The sequence below is a fragment of the Pseudomonas sp. Irchel 3H3 genome, from assembly GCF_900187635.1.
Lineage (GTDB): Bacteria > Pseudomonadota > Gammaproteobacteria > Pseudomonadales > Pseudomonadaceae > Aquipseudomonas.
In genome coordinates, this window is record NZ_FYEC01000001.1 from 455877 (window position 1) to 475016 (window position 19140).

At 61.8% G+C, this 19140-nt stretch carries 17 protein-coding genes; 10 read left to right on the forward strand and 7 right to left on the reverse strand.

What is annotated here, in order from left to right; all coding sequences use genetic code 11:
- Positions 1–148: 148 nt before the first annotated feature.
- Positions 149–1015: a transcriptional regulator HexR gene (gene hexR, locus CKW24_RS02135; protein WP_095164987.1), complete on the reverse strand. Its 867-nt coding sequence runs from the start codon at positions 1013–1015 to the stop codon at positions 149–151.
- A gap of 288 nt (positions 1016–1303) precedes the next feature.
- On the opposite strand from hexR, the gene CKW24_RS02140 reads away from it, so the two are divergent.
- Positions 1304–1618: a hypothetical protein gene (locus tag CKW24_RS02140; RefSeq protein WP_095164989.1), complete on the forward strand. Its 315-nt coding sequence runs from the start codon at positions 1304–1306 to the stop codon at positions 1616–1618.
- 82 nt (positions 1619–1700) lie between these two features.
- Here the strand turns inward: CKW24_RS02140 and CKW24_RS02145 are convergent, their stop codons facing one another.
- Entirely contained in the window at positions 1701–4568 is a 2868-nt protein-coding gene (locus CKW24_RS02145) for a GGDEF domain-containing phosphodiesterase (protein WP_095164991.1), read from the reverse strand.
- Between the two features lie 259 nt (positions 4569–4827).
- On the opposite strand from CKW24_RS02145, the gene uvrD reads away from it, so the two are divergent.
- From uvrD to CKW24_RS02160, 3 genes are all read left to right on the forward strand, one after another.
- Positions 4828–7011 carry a DNA helicase II gene (uvrD, locus tag CKW24_RS02150; protein WP_095164992.1) on the forward strand — a complete coding sequence of 728 codons (2184 nt, stop codon included), beginning with the start codon at positions 4828–4830 and terminating at the stop codon, positions 7009–7011.
- 319 nt (positions 7012–7330) lie between these two features.
- Positions 7331–8206: a Tim44 domain-containing protein gene (locus CKW24_RS02155; RefSeq protein WP_095164995.1), complete on the forward strand. Its 876-nt coding sequence runs from the start codon at positions 7331–7333 to the stop codon at positions 8204–8206.
- 136 nt (positions 8207–8342) lie between these two features.
- Positions 8343–8750 carry an SMI1/KNR4 family protein gene (locus CKW24_RS02160; protein ID WP_095164997.1) on the forward strand — a complete coding sequence of 136 codons (408 nt, stop codon included), beginning with the start codon at positions 8343–8345 and terminating at the stop codon, positions 8748–8750.
- Between the two features lie 151 nt (positions 8751–8901).
- Here the strand turns inward: CKW24_RS02160 and CKW24_RS02165 are convergent, their stop codons facing one another.
- Complete coding sequence (locus CKW24_RS02165) at positions 8902–10665, reverse strand: cation:proton antiporter (RefSeq protein WP_095164999.1); 1764 nt, start codon at positions 10663–10665, stop codon at positions 8902–8904.
- Between the two features lie 238 nt (positions 10666–10903).
- On the opposite strand from CKW24_RS02165, the gene CKW24_RS02170 reads away from it, so the two are divergent.
- Complete coding sequence (locus tag CKW24_RS02170; protein WP_095165001.1) at positions 10904–11386, forward strand: acyl-CoA thioesterase; 483 nt, start codon at positions 10904–10906, stop codon at positions 11384–11386.
- Between the two features lie 4 nt (positions 11387–11390).
- On the opposite strand, the gene pdxY is transcribed toward CKW24_RS02170, so the two are convergent.
- Entirely contained in the window at positions 11391–12263 is an 873-nt protein-coding gene (gene pdxY / locus CKW24_RS02175; protein WP_095165003.1) for a pyridoxal kinase PdxY, read from the reverse strand.
- Between the two features lie 115 nt (positions 12264–12378).
- On the opposite strand from pdxY, the gene CKW24_RS02180 reads away from it, so the two are divergent.
- Positions 12379–12777 carry a DUF3301 domain-containing protein gene (locus CKW24_RS02180; protein WP_095165005.1) on the forward strand — a complete coding sequence of 133 codons (399 nt, stop codon included), beginning with the start codon at positions 12379–12381 and terminating at the stop codon, positions 12775–12777.
- Positions 12778–12781: 4 nt separating this feature from the next.
- On the opposite strand, the gene CKW24_RS02185 is transcribed toward CKW24_RS02180, so the two are convergent.
- The 3 genes from CKW24_RS02185 to zigA form a co-directional block, all read right to left on the reverse strand.
- Entirely contained in the window at positions 12782–13753 is a 972-nt protein-coding gene (locus CKW24_RS02185) for a GTP-binding protein (RefSeq protein WP_095165199.1), read from the reverse strand.
- Positions 13754–13841: 88 nt separating this feature from the next.
- A complete protein-coding gene (locus tag CKW24_RS02190; RefSeq protein ID WP_095165006.1) occupies positions 13842–14486 on the reverse strand; it encodes a DUF1826 domain-containing protein in 645 nt (214 codons plus the stop codon).
- A complete protein-coding gene (zigA, locus tag CKW24_RS02195; RefSeq protein WP_095165008.1) occupies positions 14483–15691 on the reverse strand; it encodes a zinc metallochaperone GTPase ZigA in 1209 nt (402 codons plus the stop codon). The genes CKW24_RS02190 and zigA overlap by 4 nt, the downstream gene beginning before the upstream one ends.
- A gap of 152 nt (positions 15692–15843) precedes the next feature.
- Here zigA and CKW24_RS02200 point away from each other — a divergent pair, with 152 nt between their 5' ends.
- The 4 genes from CKW24_RS02200 (at position 15844) to CKW24_RS02215 (ending at position 19105) form a co-directional block, all read left to right on the forward strand.
- Complete coding sequence (locus CKW24_RS02200) at positions 15844–16221, forward strand: glutamine synthetase (RefSeq protein ID WP_095165010.1); 378 nt, start codon at positions 15844–15846, stop codon at positions 16219–16221.
- 90 nt (positions 16222–16311) lie between these two features.
- Positions 16312–17208: a GTP cyclohydrolase FolE2 gene (gene folE2 / locus CKW24_RS02205; protein WP_095165011.1), complete on the forward strand. Its 897-nt coding sequence runs from the start codon at positions 16312–16314 to the stop codon at positions 17206–17208.
- On the forward strand, positions 17205–17765 hold the full coding sequence (locus tag CKW24_RS02210) for a carbonate dehydratase (protein WP_095165013.1): 561 nt from the start codon (positions 17205–17207) through the stop codon (positions 17763–17765). The genes folE2 and CKW24_RS02210 overlap by 4 nt, the downstream gene beginning before the upstream one ends.
- 2 nt (positions 17766–17767) lie before the next feature.
- The gene (locus CKW24_RS02215) at positions 17768–19105 is read left to right on the forward strand and encodes a dihydroorotase (RefSeq protein WP_095165015.1); all 1338 of its coding nucleotides are present in this window, start codon (positions 17768–17770) and stop codon (positions 19103–19105) included.
- The last annotated feature ends 35 nt before the right edge of the window (positions 19106–19140 follow it).

A 19140-nucleotide genomic window follows, 5' to 3' on the forward strand; every position in this document is an offset into this window, starting at 1 on the left:
CTCCCAAGGCGAGTACGGGAGTTTCAAGATAGGCCGCTGGGATGACGGTTTGGCTGCGCGTGGGTTACAGGGATGTGAACATTGGCAGACGTCCTGGCGAGCAGGCTCGCGATAAGATCGCCAAGACCTGCCACCATCGCGATCGAAATCAGTCGTCCAGCGCCTTCACCGACTTGGGCGACAAGCGCAAGCTGCGCAGGCTGCGCTTGACGCTCTTGAGGTGGTTGACCAGGCTCGGGCCACGCGCCATGGCCACGCCCATGGCCAACACGTCGATCACCACCAGGTGGGCGATACGCGAGGTCAGCGGGGTGTAGATTTCGGTGTCCTCATGCACATCGATCGCCAGGTTGACGGTCGACAGCTCGGCCAGCGGCGTCTGGCTCGGGCACAAGGTGATCAACGATGCACCGCTCTCTCGCACCAGATTGGCGGTGATCAGCAGGTCCTTGGAACGCCCGGACTGGGAGATGCAGATCGCCACATCAGAGGGTTTCAACGTGACCGCCGACATCGCCTGCATGTGCGGGTCGGAATACGCTGCAGCCGTCAGCAGCAAGCGAAAGAATTTATGCTGGGCATCCGCCGCCACCGCGCCAGACGCACCAAAACCGTAGAACTCGACACGCTGGGCCTGGGACATGAGCGTCACGGCCCGCTGCAGTTCGATCGGATCGAGCTTCTCGCGAACCTCCATCAGGGTGTGCAGGGTGGTGTCGAAAATTTTCAGGCTGTAGTCGGCGACCGAATCGTCTTCGTGGATCGCGAACTGGCCGAAACTCGCACCCGCCGCCAGGCTCTGGGCCAGCTTCAATTTCAGGTCCTGGAAACCCGAACAGCCGATGGCCCGACAGAAGCGCACGATGGTCGGTTCGCTGATGCCAACGCTGTGGGCAAGATCGGCCATGGAGCTGTGCATCACTGCCGCAGGGTCAAGCAGCACGTGGTCGGCAACCTTGAGTTCCGATTTGCGTAACAGGTGGCGAGACTGGGCGATATGTTGCAACAGGTTCAAAGGGCAGGACTCATTGTTATGGGCAGGCGCCGGGGATGTAGCAAGCTTGTAGTTATACTACAAGAATTCACTTTTTGCCTGCTCAATGCATAACTCCATGTCCCCAGCCTGCGCCATGCGCGCTGCATGTAGCCCTCAGAGCGCAGACCGGCCTGGCACCCGGCGCTGCACGCCGACGAAAAACACATCTACATACGAATGGACTACCTATGTAGCGCATTCATCCTCCCCTGTAGAAGGATAGTGACATTGCAGGACACACACTATTCATTACAGGAGTTAACAACCATGAGTCTGACTACACGTGGCTGGGTAGCCCAGCAGGACCTGATGCCAGTCAGCCCGACCTTTCGCACCTATGGCACGGTCACCGTCGCCCATTCGGGCATTACCCCCAGGCTGACCAAAAGCAGCCAGCAACCTAACCCAAGCACCTTGAGACTGGACCTTACGCTGGAGCATACCGAGCAAAACGCTCTACTCGTTGAGGTGGATAAAACTGTCGAGTTCAGGCAATCCGGCGACTTGAAACTGATGGCCGTCAGCATTTTCTACGAAGGCAACTTGCTGGTGCACTTGGATGAGATCCAGGTCACTCACTGAATTCAGGAAGTCATTCCTGGAGCTTGACCATTCCAGCCAACGGCCCATAGGAGCCGGTGGCTGGCATACCTAAGGCCGACCCTCATCTGCCATCCTGGGTACGCAACTGCTCGGCAAGCGCAACGGCCTCCACAGGCCGACTGATCAGATAGCCTTGCACCTCATCGCAGCGCGACGCCTTGAGAAACTCAAGCTGCTCCTGCCGTTCTACGCCTTCCGCGACGACCTTCAGCGACAAGCCATGGGCCATGGCAATGATTGCCCGGGTGATTGCCGCATCGGCACAGCCCTCGCCCAGGCCGCGGATAAACGCCTGGTCAATCTTCACGTAGTCCACCGGAATGCGTTTGAGGTAGCTCAGGGATGAGTACCCGGTGCCAAAGTCATCGATCGCCAGTTTCACCCCGAGATCACGCAGCTGCTGGAAGGTAGCGATGATGTGTTCGACGCTGTCGAGCAACTGGCTTTCGGTCAGTTCCAGCTCCAGGTAGCGTGGCTCCAGGCCGGTTTCCTCGAGCACCTGGCGCACCAGGCTGACCAGCTTGCCCTGGCGCAATTGATGCACCGACAAATTCACCGAAACCCGGATCGGCGCCAGCCCCTGGCGCTGCCACTCGCATGCCTGCCAGCAGGCCTGACGCAACACGAATTCGCCAATCGGGCCGATCAACCCGGTTTCCTCTGCCAAGCCGATGAACTCAGCCGGCGACACCTGCCCCATGGTCGGATGGTCCCAGCGCACCAGCGCTTCGGCAGCGTTCAGGCGACCGCTGGCCAGACACTGCTTGGGCTGGTAATAGACTTTTAGCTGTCGCTCTTCGATGGCCTTGCGCAACTGGTTTTCCAGTTGCAGGCGCTCAAGGGTGCTGGCCTGCAGGCTGTCGGTGTAGAACTGGAAATTGTTGCCGCCCAGGTGCTTGGCGTGCTGCATGGCCATGTTCGACTGGCTGACCAGCGCGGAAATTTCCCGCGCGTTATCCGGCAGCATGCTGATACCCATCGAGGCACTGACTACCAGCTCATGCCCATCGATGCTCAACGGCACCCGCAGCTTCGCCGCCAACCGGGTGGCGACCCGCGCCAGACTCGACAGGCTGCCATAGGCATCAAACAGCACGGCAAACTCATCCCCGGACAAACGGGCGATGGTGTCCGCCTCCGGCAGCGCGTTCACCAGGCGCCGGGCCATTTTCTGCAACAACTGGTCGGCCACATCATGGCCCAGGCTGTCGTTGAGCAATTTGAAGCGATCCAGGTTGATGTGCAGCAGCGCCAAGCTGCGACCGCCCTGGCGCACCCGCTGATGAGCGTCCTGCAGACGCTCACGGAACAGCGCACGGTTGGCCAGCCCGGTGAGCTCGTCGTAGTGGGTCAGGTAGCGCATGCGCTCTTCGGATTCGCGCCGAGCGGAGAGATCGGCGAAGAAGCCCACAATATGGCTCACAGTTCCCCGAGAATCGCGCACTACGTTCAGCTGCAACCATTGCGGGTAGAGCTCGCCGTTCTTGCGCGCCTCCACCAACTCGCCCTGCCAACTGCCGTTTTGTTCCAGCGCCTGATGAATCGTTGGGTAGTGGCGGCGGGCGTCACGACTGCAGGGAAGCTCGATCACATTGCGCCCCAGCAGGTCCTCGGCCTGATAACCAGTTACCCGGCTGAACGCCTGATTGACCGCAATCAACGCGTAATTCGGATCGAAAATCACAATGCCTTCGCTGGCGGCCTCAAACACCGTCGCCGCCAACTGGCGCTGTTCTTCCAGGCCTTTGCTGGCGCTGATGTCGCGCCGCGTGCCAACCATGCGCAGCACACGACCATCAGGGTCGCGCTCCACCGCGCGCCCCCGGTCCTCAATCCAGACCCAGTGCCCGTCACCGTGACGCACGCGGTACTCGATCTGGTAATCCTCGCTGCGCCCCTTCAAATGCGCGACCAGTGCCCGCCGCAGCGGCGGCAAGTCCGAGGGATGCAGGCGCGGCTTGAGGTGGCTGAGCATCTCGGTGATGAACTCGGGCTCGATCCCGAACAACTCCTTGAGCTGGGTGTGATGCACTTCGTCGGTTTGCAGATTCCAGTCCCACAAGCCCAGTTCGCTGGCCTTCAACGCCAGCGCCAAGCGCGCTTCGCTTTTGCTCAGCGCCTGGTTGGCGGCGTCCAGTTCGAGGCTGCGTTGCGCCACCCGAGTCTCCAGGCCGACTTGCGCGGCGCGCAGCTCGGCTTCGGCCTGGCGGCGCTGGTCGATTTCCCGCGCCAGTTCCTGGTTGAGCTGGTCACTACCGCTTTGCGCCTGCCGCAAATGCTCGATCAGCGCCTGATTCTGAAAGCGGCGCAACAACCCTCGCCCGATCAGCCGGTTGGCCTGCCACGCCACCACACTCAAGGAGCCCAGCAGAATCAGGCCGAGCCAGCCCCAGCCCTGCTGCTGTTGATCGCCGCCCCAGAACAGATAGCCGATGGCCGGCAGCAGGCAGGGCAACGTAAAGGACAGGAAGGCCGACAGGCTGACCGCGTAGGCGACACTGGCGCACAGGGTGGCCGCGCCGATCAGGCCAAACACCCAGGCTTGCTGCAGGAAACTGTCGGTGGGCACCAGGGCGATACCAGCTGCGGCCAAGGTCAGGCCACTGAGGGCCGACCCCAGCAGGAACATGCGCCGCCAGATCGGCTGCGCCTGGCGGCTGGGCATGGCCGAGTCGAAGGCTGCCACCTGGATCACCCGCAATGCCACCAGCAACAGCAACCAGACCAGCCAGGCACTGACCAGCACATAACGCTGCGGGTCCCAGAGCAAAGCGGCGCAGACCAGGCCATTGAGCAACATCAGCAAGGTCGGCAGCAGCGAGCCCTGGTACAGCATACGCGTGCGCTCGACCGCCATCTCCATGGCGTACTGCTTGCGGATAACCTGCGGCTCCACGAAGGATCCTGCCAGGCTGGAGCTGAAGGTCATAGGCGATATTCTTGTTCTTATAGAGGGGGCATGCGTGCCCGAAACGTCGACGGAGCATACACAAGCAAGCACCCTGACCAAACTGGCGCGAGGGATAAAATCGACGAAAGCGAGTGCCTGGCAAAACCGCGCAAAACCGCAGAGCCGCGGCCTGTAAGGGCCGCTGCCGCGTGACTGGGTGGTCGCCCTCGGCAACTCTTTCATCGGTTAATGCAAAGCTCGGTTTGCCCGGTTTGACGCGGCACCCTAGAATGCCCCGATGCGCGATGACCTCTCCCTTTTGCTGAACTCACTCAACGATGCCCAACGCCAGGCCGTAGCTGCCTCCGTGGGTCGTCAGTTGGTCCTGGCCGGTGCTGGCTCCGGTAAAACCCGTGTGCTGGTGCACCGTATCGCCTGGTTGATCCAGGTCGAAAACGCCTCGCCTCACTCAATCCTGTCGGTGACCTTCACCAACAAGGCTGCTGCCGAGATGCGCCATCGCATCGAGCAACTGATGGGTATCAACCCGGCCGGCATGTGGGTCGGCACCTTCCACGGCCTGGCGCACCGCCTGTTGCGGGCGCACTGGCAGGAGGCCGGCCTGAGCCAGACGTTCCAGATCCTCGACAGCGACGACCAGCAGCGGCTGGTCAAGCGGGTGATCCGTGAGCTGGGCCTCGACGAGCAGCGCTGGCCGGCCCGCCAGGCCCAGTGGTTCATCAACGGCCAGAAAGACGAAGGCCTGCGTCCACAACACATCCAGGCCAGTGGCGACCTGTTCCTGGGCACCATGCGCAGCATCTATGAGGCCTACGAGGCCGCGTGCCTGCGCGCCGGTGTCATCGACTTCTCCGAGTTGCTGCTGCGCGCCCTCGACCTGTGGCGCGACCATCCGGGCTTGCTGGCGCACTACCAGAAACGCTTCCGCCATATTCTGGTCGATGAGTTCCAGGACACCAACGCCGTGCAGTACGCCTGGTTGCGCCTGCTGGCCAAGGGCGGCGACAGCCTGATGGTGGTGGGTGACGACGACCAGTCGATCTACGGCTGGCGCGGGGCGAAAATCGAGAACATCTATCAGTACTCCGACGACTTCCCGGATGCCGAGACCATTCGCCTGGAACAGAACTATCGCTCCACCGCCGGTATCCTCAAGGCGGCGAACGCCCTGATCGCCAACAATACCGGGCGCATGGGCAAAGAACTGTGGACCGATGGCGGTGAAGGCGAAGCGATCAACCTCTACGCCGCCTTCAATGAACACGACGAAGCCCGCTACGTTGTCGAAACCATCGAAAGTGCGCTGAAAACCGGCTTGGCGCGCAGCGATATTGCGATTTTGTACCGCTCCAACGCCCAATCTCGGGTGTTGGAAGAAGCCCTGCTGCGCGAACGCATCCCGTACCGCATCTATGGCGGCCAGCGCTTCTTCGAACGTGCTGAAATCAAGAACGCCATGGCTTACCTGCGCTTGCTTGAAGGGCGCGGCAACGACGCGGCCCTGGAGCGGGTGATCAACGTTCCGGCGCGTGGCATTGGCGAGAAAACCGTCGAAGCCATCCGCGACCACGCTCGCCACAGCGATGTGTCGATGTGGGAAGCCATGCGCTTGCTGATCGCCAATAAAGGCCTGACTGGCCGCGCTGCCGGCGCCCTGGGCGCCTTCATCAAGCTGATCGACAACCTGGCGGCGAAAACCGCCGAGATGCCGCTGCACTTGATGACCCAGACCGTCATCGAGCAGTCGGGGCTGATTGCCTACCACGAAGCGGAAAAAGGCGAGAAAGGCCAGGCCCGGGTAGAAAACCTTGAGGAATTGGTCAGCGCCGCGCGCAACTTCGAAAACAGCGAAGAAGACGAAGAGCTGACGCCACTGGCTGCTTTCCTCGGCCATGCCTCCCTGGAGGCCGGCGATACCCAGGCCGACGAGCACGAAGACAGCATCCAGTTGATGACCCTGCACAGCGCCAAGGGCCTGGAATTCCCCTACGTGTTCCTGGTCGGTATGGAAGAGGGTCTGTTCCCGCACAAGATGAGCCTGGAAGAGCCCGGCCGTCTTGAAGAGGAGCGTCGCCTGGCGTACGTCGGCATTACCCGCGCCATGCAGAACCTGGTGATGACCTACGCTGAAACCCGGCGCCTGTATGGCAGCGAGACCTACAACAAGGTCTCGCGTTTCGTACGCGAAGTACCCAAGGGCCTGATTCAGGAAGTGCGGCTGTCCAATAGCGTCAGCCGGCCGTTCGGCGGTGGCCAGAAGCAGAGTTCGAGCAGCATGTTCGCCGGCACGGAAATCCCCGAAACCGCGTTCAGCCTCGGCCAGCAAGTGCAGCACGCGGTGTTCGGCGAAGGGGTGATTCTCAACTTCGAAGGCGCCGGGGCCCAGGCCCGGGTGCAAGTGAACTTCAGCGAAGGCAGCAAGTGGCTGATGCTCGGCTACGCCAAGCTGGAAGCGATCTAAAGGCTCGCGCGCGTCCTTGTGGGAGAGCGCCGGACGGCGCTCCGTCTGCTTGCGAATAGCTACACCGCCGTTTATCAGATGCATCGAGGCGTGTGCATTCGCGAGCAGGCTCGCTCCTACAGGATGCGGCGTTGATCTTTGCTCCTAGTCCTTCTGAACTTGTCGGCCCATCCCACAGACAAAAGTACATAGCCCTACGCAGGCCGGCTGAGCTGAACCCAGCCTGTCAGGCAAAAGCCCGAAACACTCTGCCGCTAGCCAGCAACACTTCACCTGTGCAACATGGCGCGCGTGCCATCCACAAATGGGAACTCCCTTTATGAAACGTTTTCTTAGCATCGCCATGGCGTTGTGCATCGGCCTGACGATGAGCCTGGACGCCAACGCCAAGCGCTTTGGTGGCGGCAAGAGCTCCGGCGCTGCGCCGACTCACCAGACCAGCCAAATGGCTCCTTCTTCTCCTGGCATGGGCGGCGCTGCGGCGACCGCTGGTGCTGCCGGTGCCGCGGGCGCTGCGGCCAAGGCCGGCGGTGCTTCGCGCTGGCTCGGCCCGCTGGCCGGTATCGCCGCTGGCGGCCTGCTGGCGTCCATGTTCATGGGCGGTGGCTTCCAGGGCATGCAGATCTTCGACATCCTGATCATGGCGGTCATCGCCTTCGTGATCTTCCGCTTCATCGCCGCTCGTCGTCGCAAGCAGCAAGAGCACCTGGCCCCAGCCGGTCACGCGCCAATGCAGCGTGAAGTGTTCGAGAACAAGCCTGCCATGGGTTCGATCTTCGGTGGTTCTGCCGCTCCGGCTGCCGCTCGTCCGGTGATCAACGCTCCGGCCTGGTTCAACGAAGAGCGCTTCATTGAAGCCGCGCGCAACCACTTCCAGTCCCTGCAGCAGCACTGGGACGCTAACGAAATGGACAAGATCGCCGAGTTCGTGACCCCACAACTGCTGGAGTTCCTCAAGCGCGAACGTGCCGACCTGGGCGACGGCTTCCAGTCGACCTACATCGACAACCTCACCGTGCAACTGGACGGCGTGGATGATCGCGCCGACAAGACCATCGCCACCCTGACCTTCAGCGGCGTGTCGAAAACCTCGCGTTTCGACCAGGGCGAAGTGTTCAGCGAAAGCTGGAACATGGAACGTCCGCAAGGCGACAACCAGCCTTGGCTGGTCGCCGGTATTCGCCAGAACGGCTAATACCTCGCGCGGTTCGCATGCAGTAATAAAAACCCCAGCCTCGGCTGGGGTTTTCTATTTCGCGGTTGCATCTATAGCAAGCTACTGTATAAACCGCCCCAACCAAACCGCGCCATTGAGCAAGAGGATCCCGGACGTGGAAGAAATCATCGAACAACTGCGAGAAGCCAACGAACCGGTACCGGTGCCCTTGGAGCTGCCTGACGAAGACCAACTGGTGGAAATCGAGGAACAACTGTTCATCGACATCCCGTTTGTCTTCAGGGAATTCCTGCTGACCGTCAGCGACGTGGTCTACGGCAGCCTGGAACCTGTGACTGTCACAGACCCGCAATCCCACACCTACCTGCCGGACGTTGCCGCCAACGCCTGGGACGCAGGCGTGGACCGTAGCCTGATCCCTATCTGCCAGGATGGTGACGACTACTACTGCGTCGAAGAAGACGGCACCGTGGTGCTGTGGCAAGCCGAAGACGAACTGGTTGCCGAAGAAACCTGGGAATCGGTATGGCACTGGGCGCGGGACGTCTGGCTGGAAAGCTGAGTCTGGCCCCCTGCCTGCGGTTGCTGTAGCCGCTGGCGAAGCCTGCGTTCGGTTGCGCAGCAACCGCCAGGGCCCTCGAACAGGCGACGGCTACGCCGCCGAACGCAGCCTCGCAGGCTCGGCAGCTGCTACGGGTCTGCGGATCTGCGCTTCAATGGCCGGACGACTCCTTGTGGTTGTCCAGGGTTTCCAGCAGGGCCACCTGCATCCGCGTATGCACACGGATGAACCAGCGCCAGAGGAGCGCCGCCACCGCAGCGGTGACCACGGCAATCAGCAACAGCAACTTGTTGGTCGGTAAAATACTGGCCGACAAGGCTGCCAGCAGCAGGAAAATCACCAGCAGCGAGAGAATCGGGATCACTTCGGCGATCACCCGGCGCACCCGTTGTGTGTGGCGGCCAGCCATCTCCGGCTTCACCCCCATTTCCGCCAGCAGCATCGAGAGCGCCTTGATCTTGCGATAGGCGGCAATCAGGAACGGCAGCGACACCAGCAGCGCCCCACCCCAGATCAGGGCCTTCTGCCAGCTCGGATCGCTGATCCAGTCCTGCAGATAAGCCGACATGCGTTCGGCGAAAAAACCGCCCGACAGGAAGATCGCCACCACCAGCGCCAGGTTCACCCCCACCTGCAGCAGAATCCGCCGGATCATCGACGCCAGCAGCGCGCCCTCACCCTGTGGCTGGATACTGCGCAACCATTCGCCATACATTCCCAGCACCCGGCCAAGGCGCGTCGGTATGACCGCGGCGAGCTTGATCGAGAGTGGGTCAGCCGCGCGAATCAGGTACGGCGTCAGCAGCGTGGTGATCACCGAGACGGCGACCGCCACCGGGTAGAGGAAATTGCTGGTGACCTGCAAGGTCATGCCCAGCGCCGCGATGATGAAGGAGAACTCACCGATCTGTGACAGGCCCATGCCAACCCGCAGCGAGGTGCGTCCATCGTTGCCGGCAATAAAGGCCCCCAGGCCGCAGGACAGCATCTTGCCCAGTACCACGGCGACGGTGATCACCGCAATCGGCCAGGCGTACTGCAACAGAATCAGCGGATCGAGCATCAGGCCAATGGCGACAAAAAAGATTGCGCTGAACAGGTCGCGTACGGGTTCGATCAGGCGCTCGATTTTCAGCAATTGCCGCGACTCAGCCATGATCGCGCCAATCAGGAACGCCCCCAGTACCATGCTGTACTCCAGCTTGACCACCAGCAGGCAAAAGCCGAAACACAGGCCCAGCACGGTGATCAGCAGCATTTCATTGCTTTCGAATTTCGCCACGTAGGCCAGCAGCCGCGGCACCAGCAGGATGCCGATGACCAGCGCGACGATCATGAACAGCGAGAGTTTGCCGACGGTGGAAAACACCTCGCCCGAACTCACGGTACCGCTCACCGCGATGCTCGACAGCAAGGCAATGATACCGATCCCCAGGATGTCCTCGACGATCAGCACGCCAAAAATCAGCTGGGCAAAACGCTCGTTCTTCATCTTCAGGTCGTTGAGTGCCTTGACGATGATGGTGGTCGAGGAGATCGCCAGGATCGCCCCGAGAAACAGCGAATCCATGGTGTTCCAGTCGAACCAGCGGCCAATTTCGTAGCCAATCCAGATCATCAGCACGATTTCCAGGAACGCCGCGATAAACGCCGTAGCGCCGACCTTGAACAACTTGCGCAAGCTGAACTCGAGGCCGAGGCAGAACATCAGGAAAATCACCCCCAGCTCGGCCAGGGTCTTGATGGTCTGCTCGTCATGGATCAGGCCGAATGGCGGGGTGTGCGGGCCAATGATGAAGCCGGCAACGATGTACCCCAGGACCACGGGCTGCTTGAAGCGATGGAACAGTACGGTCACCACCCCCGCCACCAGCATGATCACTGCCAAATCCTGAATGAAACTGATGGCATGCATGGCGAAGGCTCCTTGATGGGGGTGCTGTAGGCGTGACGCGAGAAAAATCCTGTCGAACGGGCTTTTGAAGGGTAACACCGCGACTTCCGGCAGAAACGCGGTGCAATATATGGAAACAGATGGATACAAGCGTGACGACCGCGAGCGGCGCGGCGTCCCGTTAAGGATGCTTTGAAAAACAGCTCAAGTGCCCGCAGAGGTACGCCCCTGAATCCCTGCCTAGAACCGTGAGTGTGCTATGGAACCCGGAAATGCCCAGCTGTCGATGACAGTACTGATGACCCCCGACATGGCCAACTTTTCTGGCAATGTCCACGGCGGTACCCTGCTCAAGTACCTCGACGAAGTAGCCTATGCGTGCGCCAGCCGTTATGCCGGCCGGTACGTGGTGACTCTGTCGGTGGACCAGGTGATTTTCCGCGAGCCGATTCACGTCGGTGAGCTGGTGACATTCCTGGCGTCGGTCAACTACACCGGCAACACCTCGATGGAGGTGGGCATCAAGGTGGTGACCGAAAACATCCGCGAGCGCTCGGTGCGCCACACCAACAGTTGCTTCTTCACCATGGTGGCGGTCGACGACCAGCGCAAGCCCGCGGCGGTGCCACCGCTGCAACCGCAGAACAGCGAAGACCGCCGCCGCTACATCCAGGGCAAACAGCGGCGCCAGGTCCGCCAGGAGCTGGAAAAGCGCTACCAGGAAATCAAGGCCGACGTCTGAGCAATCAGAGGCTGATCGCAGTGGCTTCGAACTTCACCCGCGGATGGGCGATGCGGTCCTGGGCCCGGACCAGCTCCAGCTCGTAGCTGGCGCAGGCCTGGGTTTCCAGCAGCACTTCATGCACCGCCGCCGCGGCAAACTCGAACGCTGCCACCAGGCTGTCGCCCATTAGCACCCGCGCCAGGAACAACCCCGACGTCAGGTCGCCCACGCCCACCGGCTGGCGCGGGAACGCCAACAGCGGACGACGCAGGTGCCAGCTGCCTTCGGCGGTCACCAGCAGCATTTCGAAGCCGTCCGCCAGCTTGCCGGGATAATCCAGGTGCTTGACCAGTACCGCCTTGGGGCCACGCGCCAACAAAGCGCGGGCCATGCCCAGGCAATCGAACAGCGACTGCGGCTTGCGTCCGGAGAAGCTGTCCAGCTCCAGTTGGTTCGGGCACATGAAGTCGGCCACGGCCGCCGCTTCGTTGAGCAGGAAGTCGCTGACTTCGGCGGGCACGATGCAACCCTTCTCGGCATGGCCCATGACCGGATCGCAGAGGTACAGCGCCTGTGGGTTGGTCGCCTTGATCCGCGCCACGCCACTGAGGATCGCCCGCCCCTGCGCCGCGCTGCCCAGGTAACCCGACAGCACTGCGTCGCAATTGCCCAGCTCGCCGATGGCGGCAATCCCTTCCACCAGCGCAGGAATCTGCTGGGGCGCCAACACCTCGCCGGCCCACTGGCCGTATTGCGTGTGGTTGGAGAACTGCACCGTGTTCAGCGGCCAGACGTTCACCCCAACCCGCTGCATCGGGAAAACCGCGGCGCTGTTGCCAGCATGACCGAAAACCACGTGGGACTGGATGGCGAGCAGATGCGGTGTACGTTTCATGCGGGATTTCCGTAAAACGATTGAAATTCGAGCCGCGCAGTATGCGACTAAACGCAGCCTGTACGACAGGCCAATGTCGCAGTTAAGCTGGTACCAATTAGTTGGAGTGCGTTTGATGCTGACCCTGGGAAATATCTTCGTGCTGATGCTGCTGGCGACCGGTGCAGCATGGCTGTGGCACAACCACGGCTTGCGCGAGCGAGCGCTGGAACGGGTCAAGCGCCACTGCGCCAAACTCGACATCGAATTGCTCGACGGCAACGTGGCGCTGAAGAAAATCGCGTTCGTCAAAGATGCCAACGGCCGACGCCGCCTGGCGCGGATCTACAATTTTGAGTTCACCGTGACCGGCGAAACCCGGCATGCGGGTACCATCACCCAGTTCGGCCAGCACAGCGCACAGATCGAGCTCGCGCCCTACCCGATGCCCTATGATGAAAAACCGGCGATGCCAAGCGCCGAAGTGATCGAGCTGAGCCAGTGGCGCCAGGATCACAGCAAGCAGCGTCCCTAAGGCCTCAAGCCAGCGTCACCCGGCAAGCGGCCAGGGCCTGTTGCAGTTCATCCACCGCTTGCGGCGCCTCGAAGATCAATTCCAGGCGTGAATCCTGGCGCCACTCACTGGCCCGCCAATCCAGCGCCGCGTTCTCCAGGGCATTGGCGGATATCCAGCCTTCGGCGCTGTGGATAACCAGTTTGGCCCGACGCCAGGTGAGGCCCTGCAGCCAAGCGGCAAGGCGCTGGCGATCGAATACCTGGCTCGAGTGCCAGCGCCAACCGATGCTCCACCCCCCTTCCTGCTGATGACTCAAACAGATTGGCAAGGCCGGGTCGGTCCAGATCAATGGAGCGGGTGCTACGCCCCTGGCGGCAGTAAAGTTATCCACAAGCGCCTGGGCCTGGCTTTGCCCGCCTGGCAGCTCGCTGAATGACAACCGACCGTGCTCGGTCCAGATCAGCGGGCACTGGGGCAACAACCCGCTAATTCGTTGCCGTTGGGCCGCAGCCAGGTGCTCGGCCTTGTTCAGCAGCAACAGCCCGGCGCTGGGCAGCGCTTGTTGTTGCGCGGCGGGCAATGGCTTGCCGGCGGCCAGCGCCTGGGCGTCGAGCACCATCACGCTCGGCTGGAGCGCCAGCACCCCTTGCCAGGGAGCCTCGCTCAATTGCCGGAGCAACTGTGCCGGATGGCCGAGACCCGAAGGTTCGATGAACAGGCGATCGGGACGTGAGCGGCGCAGCAACCGACCCAGGCCGATCTGGAAAGGTGCGCCATTCACGCAGCACAGGCAGCCGCCGGCCACTTCTCCCAGCGCAATGCCATCTGCGCCGGTGGTCAACAGTGCGGCGTCGAGGCCGATCTGACCGAACTCGTTGATCAGTACCGCCCAACGTTCGTGCGCCGGCCGCTGCGCCAGCAAGTGACGAATCAGACTGGTCTTGCCGGCACCCAGGGGGCCGGCAATCACGTGGGTAGGGATGTTCTGCAACAGGCTTGGCGATTTCACGGCAGAGAGCGGCATCACAGGAAGATCATCGCAATATGCCTGAGCGCCGGCCGATTCACTATCGCCACCTGACTCACGCCAGCCAGTCCAGCGTCAGGATCAGGCGGCGCTCTCCCGCCGCCAGGGCCGGCGAACGGTGGATCAGGCCCGCGCCTTCGTTGCCCTGCCACTTCTCCCCCTTGAGCAACGCCACTTCACCACCGAGCATCTGTTGGCACTGCCCAGGCTCGGCTTGCGGATTGCCCAGGAGCTGACGCTCGATCATGCCCTCTTCCAGCCACTGGCTGCCGATCCCCGCGTAGGTGGTAATCAGCCGCACTGGCACATGGTCGACGTGAAAACGAGGACACATGGCTTTATCCAGGGTACGCACCCGCACCCCGATCCGCCGTGCCCCGAGCAGGCAGGCAAAGGCACTGATCAGCCAGGCAACATCGGCGATAAATCCCTCATAGCCCTGCAGATCACTGCAACAAGCCGCCAGGCTGCGCAGGTCGGGTTGCGCCTCGTCATTGGCCAATTCGACCACCAGCGATTCGGCCAACGGCTGGTTCAGCGACAACAACAGCGTGGCGAAATCGACGATATGCAATGGCAACCGACGCTGCCACAGCGCCAGGTTGGTGCCGTCCTCAAGGATCCGGGTGAACACTTCGGGGGTCTGGCCAATGGCCTGGCGGACCAACGGCCGGGCCTGGAGCGCAGGCGCCCGGCTCATGCCGCCTCCTCGTCGAACCAGGGACCGAAGGGATCGACCAGCGAACGCCACCCCTCCACGCCCATGGCCATTTCGTCAGCGCTGAGCAGGCAGTCATCCAACTCTGCAGTGAGCTGGGCAAAGTCGATGTTCTGCCCGATGAACACCAGCTCCTGGCGACAATCGCCGGTGCCTGGCAGCCAATTTTGCATGATCGCCGCGGTGCTTTCCTGATCGTCCGGCCACTGCTCTTTCGGTACAAAACGCCACCAACGCCCAGCAAAACCGTGGCGCATCAAGCCGCCTGCCTGGGACCAGCTGCCGGCATCCTGGTGCTTGCTGGCCAGCCAGAAAAAGCCCTTGGAGCGCAGCAGTTTGCCGTTCACCCAGGGCCGGTCGATAAAGCTGAAAAAACGCTGGGGATGAAACGGCCGGCGAGCCCGGTAAGCCGTTGAGGCGATGCCGTACTCGGTGGTTTCCGGCACATGCTCGCCGCGCAACTCCTGGAGCCAGCCCGGCGCCTGGGCCGCCTTGGCAAAATCGAAACGCCCGGTATTGAGGATCTGCCGCAACGGCACCTCGCCCATGACCATGGGGATGATCTGCGCCTGGGCATTCAGGCGCTTGAGGATGGCGATCAACTCCTCCCGCTCGGCACTGCTGATCAAATCGATCTTGCTGATCAGCAGCACATCGGCGAACTCGATCTGCTCGATCAGCAGATCGGTGATCGAGCGCTCATCGTCCTCGCCCAGGGTCTGTCCGCGGGAGGCAAGGCTTTCGGCGGCCTGGTAATCAAGCAGGAAGTTCATCCCGTCGACCACCGTGACCATGGTGTCGAGCCGCGCGATGTCGGCCAGGCTCTGCCCCTGTTCATCACGGAAGGTGAAAGTCTCCGCCACCGGCAACGGTTCGGAAATCCCGGTGGACTCGATCAGCAGGTAATCGAAACGACCGTCCCGGGCCAGTTTGCTGACTTCTTCCAGCAAGTCCTCACGCAGGGTGCAGCAAATGCAGCCGTTGCTCATCTCCACCAGTTTTTCTTCGGCGCGGTTCAGGCTGACATCGCGCTGCACCTCGCTGCCGTCGATGTTGATTTCACTCATGTCGTTGACGATCACCGCGACCCGCAGATGCTCGCGGTTGCGCAGGACATAATTGAGCAGGGTGCTTTTTCCGGCGCCGAGAAAGCCGGAGAGCACGGTAACGGGAAGGCGATTGGGCATCAGGTAGTCCTCTGGGCAGCAGGCGTCACGGGAGATCACAGATCAGGCAAGGCGCAAATGTTATAGTATAACAGTGCAAATAAGCCAATCAGTGCTTGTCGCCCGCGACGAAGAGCGCAATCCTTGGCCCTGCCACCTGCCCGAGAAACCCCATGCCCTATGCCCTGAAATGCACCTTGTTCGGCCTTTTGCTGCTGTTCGCGGCCGATGCCTGGGCGCAACTACCGGGGCTGGCTACCTGTACCCGCAGCGCCACCCTGCTGGCCTGCGTCGACCCGCAAGGCAATGCCTACAGCGTCGCCACGGCGGGCAATACCACCTACATGCGCGGCTTTGAACAAAACGGCAAACGGTACTGGGCGCAAACCACCAGCCGTTACGGTCAGCTCACGTTCTTCACTGGCCTAGCCTCCGATGGCGAGGCCTGGGTCGGCTACAGCCGGCGTGTTGGCTGGACCACCCTCAACCGGTTTTCCAGTTCAGGGGGAGCCAGCGCCCGTTTCACCTGCAGCCGCCTTACGGGCTGTTGAGGGCAATAGGGGACATGGCTTGAAAAAGCTGTCGTCGATTTTACTGTTATAATATAACATTCGAAATCATTTCCTACGACGGACCCGCTCATGAATGCGCTGACTCTGCCGGATATCGCCGCGCAGGCCGCACGCCAATCCTTGCCCCTGGACTGGGTGGGCATGTGCGGCATTGCTCTTCCTGTTCTATTCGACGACCAGCGCCTGAATGCCAAAGCCGATGCCGGCGTCAGCCTCGATGACGCGCAAGCCCGTGGCATACATATGTCGCGCCTGTACCTGGCACTGGCCATGCTGGAGCAGGAGAACCTGACACCCGCGCTCCTGCGCCGCGTACTGCAAGATTTTCTCGACAGCCATCAAGGCCTGGCGACCTCTGCTTACCTGCGTATTCACAGCGATGTCCTGCTGCAGCGCTCAGCCTTGGTCAGCCCATTGGCCGGCTGGAAAAGTTACCCGATCAGCCTCGATGCGCGCCTGCAAGGGGCGGTGTTCCACGTGGAACTGCGTGTCGATGTCAGTTACTCCTCCACCTGCCCCTGCTCCGCGGCGCTGTCCAGGCAACTGATTCAGCAGCAGTTCGTCGATGACTTTGCCAACACACCTTTGCAGCACGCCGAAGTGCTGGCTTGGCTTGGTTCCACCCGCGGCATAGTCGCCACCCCCCACAGTCAGCGCAGCACGGCCCAGTTGTGCTTGCACCTGGACGGGACGCTCGACGATCTGCCGCTGATCGCCGCCATCAACCACGCCGAAGCCGCCCTGGGCACCGCGGTACAAACCGCAGTCAAGCGCGCGGACGAGCAGGCCTTCGCCCTGGCCAACGGGCAAAACCTGATGTTCTGCGAGGACGCTGCACGCCGCCTGCACCTGGCGCTGCAACGCTTCCCGGGGCTGCAGGCGTTCGATGTGTGCGTGGTCCACGCCGAAAGCCTGCACGCCCATGATGCAGTCGCCGAAAGTCACTGGCGCCGGGAGCAACCATGATCCGCAAGAATCCCTCCGGCGACTTGCCGCGCATTGCCGAGTCCGCCTACGTCGATAAAACCGCAATCATCTGCGGTAAGGTGGTAATCGGCGAGAACGTGTTCGTCGGCCCCTACGCGGTGATTCGGGCCGACGAAGTCGATGAGTCGGGCCAGATGCAACCGATCACCATCGGCGCCAATTCGAATATCCAGGACGGCGTGGTCATCCACTCCAAATCCGGTGCGGCGGTGACCATCGGCGAGTTCAGTTCCATCGCCCACCGCTCCATCGTCCACGGTCCCTGCACCGTCGGTAATCGGGTGTTCATCGGTTTCAACAGCGTGCTGTTCAACTGTGCGGTCGCCGACGGTTGTGTCGTGCGGCACAACTCGGTGGTCGATGGCCGCGACTTGCCCCGGGATTTCTATGTGCCCTCCACCACCCGCATCGGCCCCCATACCGACCTGTCCCAGTTCCCGCCGGTCAGCGTCAGCGCCTCGGAGTTTTCCGAAGATGTGGCACGCACCAACGTCGATCTGGTGCGAGGCTACAAAGCCTTGCAGAACGAGTTTTGAGCATGGCCAGTGTGCTGATTCGCAATGCGCGACTGGTCAACGAAGGACGAGTATTCGATGCCGATCTGCTGGTGGATCATGGGCGCATCGTGAAAATTGCCAGCAGCATCGACGGCGAAAACGCTGCGGTACAAATCGACGCCAACGGCCAATGGCTGCTGCCGGGAATGATCGACGACCAGGTGCATTTCCGTGACCCGGGGGCGCCGGAAAAAGGCAGCTTCTACAGCGAGTCGCGCGCTGCGGTGGCCGGTGGCATTACCAGTTTCATGGACATGCCCAACACCCATCCGGCGACCTTGACCCTGGCAGCGCTGGCCGATAAAAAACGCCGGGCGGCGATGCATTCGGTGGCCAACTACGGCTTCCACTTCGGCGTCAGCAACGACAACCTGGACACCGTCGCGGCGCTCAACCCCAGCGAGGTGGCAGGGGTCAAAGTGTTCATGGGCGCGTCCACCGGTAACATGCTGGTGGATGACCCGCGCGTTCTGGAACGGCTGTTTGCCGAGGTGCCGACCTTGCTCCTGGCCCATTGCGAACACAGCCCCAGCATCCGCCTCAACGAGAGCGAATTCGCCGAACGTTACGGCGACAGTGTGCCCGCCAGCGCCCACCCGCTGATTCGTGATGCCGAGGCGTGCTTTCGGTCATCCTCCCTGGCCGTCGACCTGGCCAAGCGGTTTGGCACTCGCCTGCACGTCCTGCACCTGACCACCGCCCGCGAACTGGCGCTGTTCGATGACCGGCCCCTGGCGCAGAAACACATCAGCGCCGAGGTCTGCCTGCATCACTTGTTGTTCGATGATCGTGACTATCCACGCCTGGGCAACCTGATCAAGTGCAACCCGGCCATCAAGACCCAGGCTGACCGCGATGCGTTGCGCCGGGCCCTGCTGAGTCACCGCCTGGATGTCATCGGCAGCGACCATGCGCCGCATACCTGGGCGCAGAAACAGCTGCCTTATCCACAGGCACCCGCCGGCTTGCCACTGGTGCAACACGCCCTCCCCGCGCTGTTGGAACTGGTGGCCGACGGCCTGATTCCGCTGCCGACGCTGGTGGCGAAAACCAGCCATCGGGTAGCGGACCTGTTTGCTATTCCCGATCGCGGTTACCTGCGCGAAGGATACTGGGCCGACCTGGTGCTGATCCGTCCCGAACCTGGGGGCAAGGCGGTCGACCAGCAGCCGATTCTCGCGCAATGCGCCTGGACGCCGTTTGCCGGACGGCAGTTTCGCCACAGCGTCAGCACTACTCTGGTCTCGGGACAAATCGCCTGGCACGCCGAAAGTATTAATGACGGCTGCCAGGGTTTACCTTTACGGTTCATGCGTTGAATCCGGTTTTGCGTAAAACTGCCGGGGGTCACTGA